The sequence below is a fragment of the Inquilinus sp. genome (assembly GCF_039594555.1).
In the GTDB taxonomy this organism is placed as follows: domain Bacteria; phylum Pseudomonadota; class Alphaproteobacteria; order DSM-16000; family Inquilinaceae; genus Inquilinus.
This window is the reverse complement of sequence record NZ_JBCNNF010000475.1, coordinates 1-4997: the sequence shown is the minus strand read 5'-3', so window position 1 is coordinate 4997 and position 4997 is coordinate 1. Positions and strand designations below refer to the sequence as shown.

Below are 4997 nucleotides of genomic sequence, written 5' to 3'. Positions count from 1 at the left end.
GTCACCAGGAGCCAGGCCATCGTCAAGGAGCTCGGCGCGCCCGAGACCAGCAACCGCCGCACTCTGTCGCAGTACCTGCACCCGGAGGTGCTGCCGACCTGCCAACTGCTGATGGGACTGACCCGGCTGCACAGCGGCAGCGTCTGGAACACCATGCCGGCGCACACCCATGACCGGCGGATGGAGGCGTATTTCTACTTCGAGCTGCCGGCCGATGCGGTGGTGATGCATTTCATGGGCCGGCCGGAGGCGACGCGGCACCTGGTGGTGCGGAACGAGCAGGCGGTGCTGTCGCCGCCCTGGTCGATCCATTGCGGCGCCGGCACCGCGGCCTATGCCTTCATCTGGAGCATGGCCGGCGACAACCAGGCCTTCACCGACATGGACTTCGTCGCCATGGGGGACCTGCTGTGAGCCTGTTCGACCTGACCGGCAAGACCGCGCTGGTCACCGGCGCCCGCACCGGCCTCGGCCAGGGCATCGCCCTGGCCCTGGCCGAGGCCGGGGCCGACATCGCCGGCCTCGGCTCCCGCCCGATGCCGGAGACGGCGGCGGCGGTCGCCGGCACCGGCCACCGCTTCGTCGAGGTGGTGCGCGACCTTGAGGACTCCTCCGGGCTCGATTCGGTGGTGGCCGACATCGTCGGCCAGCTCGGCCGGATCGACATCCTGGTCAACAACGCCGGCATCATCCGCCGCGCCGACCTGCTGGAGTTCAGCGAGGCCGACTGGGACGCGGTGATGGCGGTCAACCTGAAGAGCGCCTTCTTCCTGACCCAGGCGGTGGCCCGGCACATGGTGGGGCAGGGCATCGCCGGGCGGATCATCCATGTCGCCTCGCTGCTGTCGTTCCAGGGCGGCATCCGCGTCTCCTCCTACACCGCCAGCAAGCACGGCCTGGCCGGGCTGACCCGCGGCATGGCCAACGAGCTGGCGCCGAAGGGCATCACGGTCAACGCCATCGCCCCCGGCTACATGGAGACCGACAACACCGAGGCGCTGCGCGCCGACCCGGCGCGCGCCCGGCAGATCCTGGACCGCATCCCGGCCGGCCGCTGGGGCGTGCCGCAAGACCTGGCGACCGCGGCGCTGTTCTTCGCCTCGCCGCACAGCGGCTACGTCACCGGCACGGTGCTGCCGGTCGATGGCGGTTGGATGGCGCGCTGAGATTATCTTCCGATTGGATTTGATTCGATTTATGAACATAATTGGTCATTCATTCGATCTAGATTGAAGCTATATTTCCTTTCGTTTTATGCTCGCTGATGCCGGCTCCGGGCGTTCATGTCGATCGCGCGGCGCCGGCATCACGCGTTTGAAGCATTGTCGATCCATTTTCAGGAGCATTTCAGAATGGAAGCTTATCTCGCCACGATCATGGGCTGGGCCCCGAATTTCGCGCCGCGCGGCTGGGCCTTCTGCTGGGGCCAGATTCTCTCGATCGCGCAGAACACCGCCCTGTTCGCCCTGCTCGGCACCACTTATGGCGGCAACGGCCAGACCACCTTCGCGCTGCCCAACCTGGCGAGTCGGTTCCCGATTGGCGCCGGCCAGGGGCCGGGGCTGAGCAACTACGTCCTCGGCCAGCTCAGCGGCACGGAGAACACGACGCTGACCATCAACAACATGCCGGCGCACGCCCACCCGGCCGGCACGCTGGCCAGCACGCTGACCGCCACGACCAATGTCAGCGGCACCACCCAGTCGGCACCGACCGCCACCTCGATCCTCGGCGCGGCGAACTTCCCGGATTCGAGCACCGGCAGCCCGGTGAACGTCAACAGCTACGCGCCGAACAACACCACCCCGACCGTAACCATGCCTACCCCGGTCACCGGTGCAACCGGCCCGGCCGGCGGCACCCAGCCCTTCTCGATCCTGCCGCCCTATCTGGCAATCAACTGGATCATCGCGCTGGAAGGCATCTTCCCGCCGCGCGACTAAGGGGGCCGCCATGCTCGCTGAGCTCAGCTTCGACGACTTCAAGGACCATAGGGGCCAGACCTTCGTGGTCGAAGGGCCGGGCGGGCGGGTGGAGGCGACCCTGGTCGCCGTCCGTCTCTCGCCCTACGGGTCGCCAGGCCTGTTGCGGCGCCACCCCTTCGCGATCCTGTTCACGGCGCCGCCGACGCCGGATCTGGGCGCGCAGGTCTACAACATCCGGCACCCGTCCAAGGGGCTGATGGAGGGCGTCCTCATCAGCCCGGTGGTGCCGGCGGCGGTGGACGCGCCGAAGGCCCAGGGGCTGAAGTTCTACGAGGCCGTGTTCAACTGAGCAGGGCGCGGTCGATCGCGGCGAGGATCCGGTCCCGCAACGCATCGAGCCTTCGGGCGAGATCGCGATGCTCCAGGACCAGCGCCGCGATCGACCGCTCCTCCTGCGCCGCGGTGCCCGAGCTCGCCCTGACCGCGTCGGCCAGCCGGGTCTCGGTCGCGTAGCGGCGGTGGTCCAGAGTGCCCAGCGCCGTGTCCCGCCGCATCCACTCCGCCAGCAGGATCTCCAGCGCCGCGGCGTCGGCGCCGTCCCGCGCCTGCAGGGCCTCGATCGCCCGGCGCAGCGGCAGCCGCGCGGTGCTGTGGCTGCAGGCCAGCTGGGTGTCGCGCCGCCCGGCGGGGCACAGCGCCGGGCGGGCATAGGCGTCCGGCTCGATCGGATGGGCCAGCGGGTGCCCGTCGCGATCGCGCGGTACAGATTCATGCGCCATGCCGCAGACCACCGCGCGGCTCTCCCGGATCCGCTCGCGCAGCCCGGCCAGCGCCTCCGCCGTCATGATGCTGTCTCCTAGGTCCCCGGCGGCGGTCACGCCGCCTCCTGCGCGGCCACGGCGTCGAGATGGATCTCCGGGTGCCGGCAGCGGTGCAGGATGGTGGCCGGCCAGGCCGGGTCGAAATCCCGGCTCTCCAGCAGCCGCCGCGCCGCTTGGCGCTTGTGTGCGCCGTGCAGGATCATCACTGACGCTCGCGACAGGCCGGCGATGGTGCCGAGGCCGATCGAGATGCCGCGGCGCGGCACCTCGGCGATGGCGGCGAAGCCCGGAAAGGTCGCCATGTTGTCGCGCCGCGTTCCCTCCGCCAGCGCGACGATGCCGGTGCCCACCTCGGCCGAGCTGCCCGGCGGGTTGAAGGCGACATGGCCGTCGCTGGCGCCGCTGGCCAGCAGGAACAGGTCGATGCCGCCGGCATCGCGGATGCGGCGGTCATAGGCTTCGGGATCGGCCGGGGCGGGGCACCACACGCCCGCCGCCGGCAGCTGGCGCGGCGCCGGCAGCTTCGCGTTCACCACCGCCCGGATCTCCTGCTCGGCGAAGCGGCGGCAGCTGTAATGCGCCCGCGGGTCGCACAGCGCCGGCCCGGCCGGCCCGTCGACCAGGTACTCGTCCATCATCACCAGCACTAGCCCGGACAGGTCGAACCGGGTCATCCCGGCCAGGGCGCCAAGCGCGGCATAGACCGGCACCGCCGTGCGGCCGGCGGGGCAGCCCAGCAGGTAGCGCCGGTTCTCCTCAGCCGCGCGCTCGATCCCGCCCAGGATGCGCTGGGCGATGGCGCGGCCGAGCTCCTCCGGCGTCGGATGCACGGTGACCGGAATGGCGATGGTGGATCGCATGGCGGGTCCTGGCGGCCGACCGGAAACAAGGAGTGTGCGGAACCCGGCCCCGCGACGCAATCGCGACGGGCATTCAGCACTCCCGGCGCTGAAAGCGATCTGATCTTTCCGTTGGAACGCTGAAAGGCTCGGGTCTAGGACTGGGCGACCCCACACAGAGAGGCGCCGCCATGGAATACCGTCTGCTCGGCCGCTCCGGCCTCAAGGTCTCCACCATCACCCTCGGCACCATGACCATGGGCGGCAAGGGCAATTTCGCCAAGGTCGGCAATGCCGGCGTGGCCGAGGCGCGGCGGCAGATCGACCTGTGCCTCGACGCCGGCATCAACCTGATCGACACCGCCGATGTCTACTCCACCGGCGGGTCGGAGGAGATCATCGGCGAGGTGCTGGGCGGCAAGCGCCCGAACGGCGTGCTGATCGCCACCAAGGCGCGGTTCCCGATGGGCGACGGCCCGAACGACCGCGGCCTGTCGCGCCACCATCTGATCGAGGCCTGTGAGGCCAGCCTGAAGCGGCTGCGCACCGACGTCATCGACCTGTACCAGGTGCATCAGTGGGACGGGCAGACGCCGTTGGAGGAGACGATCGACGCGCTCGACAGCCTCGTCCGCCAGGGCAAGGTCCGGTACATCGGCGCCTCGAACTATTCCAGCTGGCACCTGATGAAGGCGCTGGGGGTCAGCGACCGCACGCACCGCCAGCGCTTCGTCAGCCAGCAGATCCACTATACGCTGGAGGCGCGCGAGGCGGAGTACGAGCTGGTGCCGGTGTCGATCGACCAGGGCCTCGGCATCCTGGTGTGGAGCCCGCTGGCCGGCGGCCTGCTGTCCGGCAAGCATCGCCGCGGCGTGACGCCGGAGGGCACGCGACAGCTGGCCGGCTGGGACGAGCCGCCGATCCGTGACGAGGACCGGCTGTGGGCCATCGTCGACGCGCTGGTGGCGATCGCCGAGGCGCGCGGCGTCTCCGGCGCCCAGGTGGCACTGGCCTGGCTGCTGGGCCGGCCGGCGGTGACGTCGGTGATCATCGGCGGCCGCACCGAGGCGCAGCTGCAGGACAACCTCGCCGCCGCCGATCTGGTGCTGACGGCGGAGGAGCGGGTGACGCTCGACCAGGTCAGCGCGCCACCGGTGCTGTATCCCTACTGGCACCAGCTGCGCACCGCCAAGGACCGCCTCGGTGCCGCCGACCTGTCCCTGCTGGGGCCGCATCTGGCCTGACGCGGACGCCGAGCGGCGGCGTCAGGCCGCCGCCGGCACCGGCGCCCGCACCAGCAGCCGGTGCTGCCCCAGCAGGGCGACGGCCAGCGCCAGCGCGCCCGAGGCCACCGAAACCCAGAAGCCGTTCTGGGCGCCGAAGGTGTCGATCACCCAGCCCGAGACCGAGGA

At 70.5% G+C, this 4997-nt stretch carries 7 protein-coding genes; 5 read left to right on the top strand and 2 right to left on the bottom strand.

The annotated features are described in order from the left end of the window. From ABDW35_RS32030 to ABDW35_RS32015, 4 genes are all read left to right on the top strand, one after another. On the top strand, positions 1 to 414 hold a 414-nt coding region (locus tag ABDW35_RS32030), incomplete at its 5' end, for a 5-deoxy-glucuronate isomerase (RefSeq protein WP_343717898.1). Next, positions 411 to 1166, top strand: a complete 756-nt coding sequence (gene kduD, locus ABDW35_RS32025; protein WP_343717897.1) for a 2-dehydro-3-deoxy-D-gluconate 5-dehydrogenase KduD — start codon at positions 411 to 413, stop codon at positions 1164 to 1166. The genes ABDW35_RS32030 and kduD, both read left to right, overlap by 4 nt. A gap of 186 nt (positions 1167 to 1352) precedes the next feature. Next, positions 1353 to 1943, top strand: coding sequence for a tail fiber protein (locus tag ABDW35_RS32020; RefSeq protein ID WP_343717896.1), 591 nt, complete (start codon positions 1353 to 1355; stop codon positions 1941 to 1943). Between the two features lie 10 nt (positions 1944 to 1953). Next, positions 1954 to 2274: a hypothetical protein gene (locus ABDW35_RS32015; protein WP_343717895.1), complete on the top strand. Its 321-nt coding sequence runs from the start codon at positions 1954 to 1956 to the stop codon at positions 2272 to 2274. Here ABDW35_RS32015 and ABDW35_RS32010 read toward each other — a convergent pair. Next, positions 2267 to 2770: a hypothetical protein gene (locus ABDW35_RS32010; RefSeq protein ID WP_343717894.1), complete on the bottom strand. Its 504-nt coding sequence runs from the start codon at positions 2768 to 2770 to the stop codon at positions 2267 to 2269. The genes ABDW35_RS32015 and ABDW35_RS32010 overlap by 8 nt on opposite strands. Positions 2771 to 2799: 29 nt before the next feature. Beyond that, positions 2800 to 3606, bottom strand: a complete 807-nt coding sequence (locus ABDW35_RS32005) for a 6-phosphogluconolactonase (protein WP_343717893.1) — start codon at positions 3604 to 3606, stop codon at positions 2800 to 2802. Positions 3607 to 3776: 170 nt separating this feature from the next. On the opposite strand from ABDW35_RS32005, the gene ABDW35_RS32000 reads away from it, so the two are divergent. Further along, positions 3777 to 4829, top strand: a complete 1053-nt coding sequence (locus ABDW35_RS32000) for an aldo/keto reductase (RefSeq protein ID WP_343717892.1) — start codon at positions 3777 to 3779, stop codon at positions 4827 to 4829. Positions 4830 to 4997: the final 168 nt, after the last annotated feature.

Bases quoted from the DNA above. Each gene is read 5' to 3' on its own strand.
- ABDW35_RS32020 (WP_343717896.1), top strand. From the start codon at position 1,353: ATGGAAGCTTATCTCGCCACGATCATGGGCTGGGCCCCGAATTTCGCG.
- ABDW35_RS32015 (WP_343717895.1), top strand. From the start codon at position 1,954: ATGCTCGCTGAGCTCAGCTTCGACGACTTCAAGGACCATAGGGGCCAG.
- ABDW35_RS32010 (WP_343717894.1), bottom strand. From the start codon at position 2,770: ATGACGGCGGAGGCGCTGGCCGGGCTGCGCGAGCGGATCCGGGAGAGC.
- ABDW35_RS32005 (WP_343717893.1), bottom strand. From the start codon at position 3,606: ATGCGATCCACCATCGCCATTCCGGTCACCGTGCATCCGACGCCGGAG.
- ABDW35_RS32000 (WP_343717892.1), top strand. From the start codon at position 3,777: ATGGAATACCGTCTGCTCGGCCGCTCCGGCCTCAAGGTCTCCACCATC.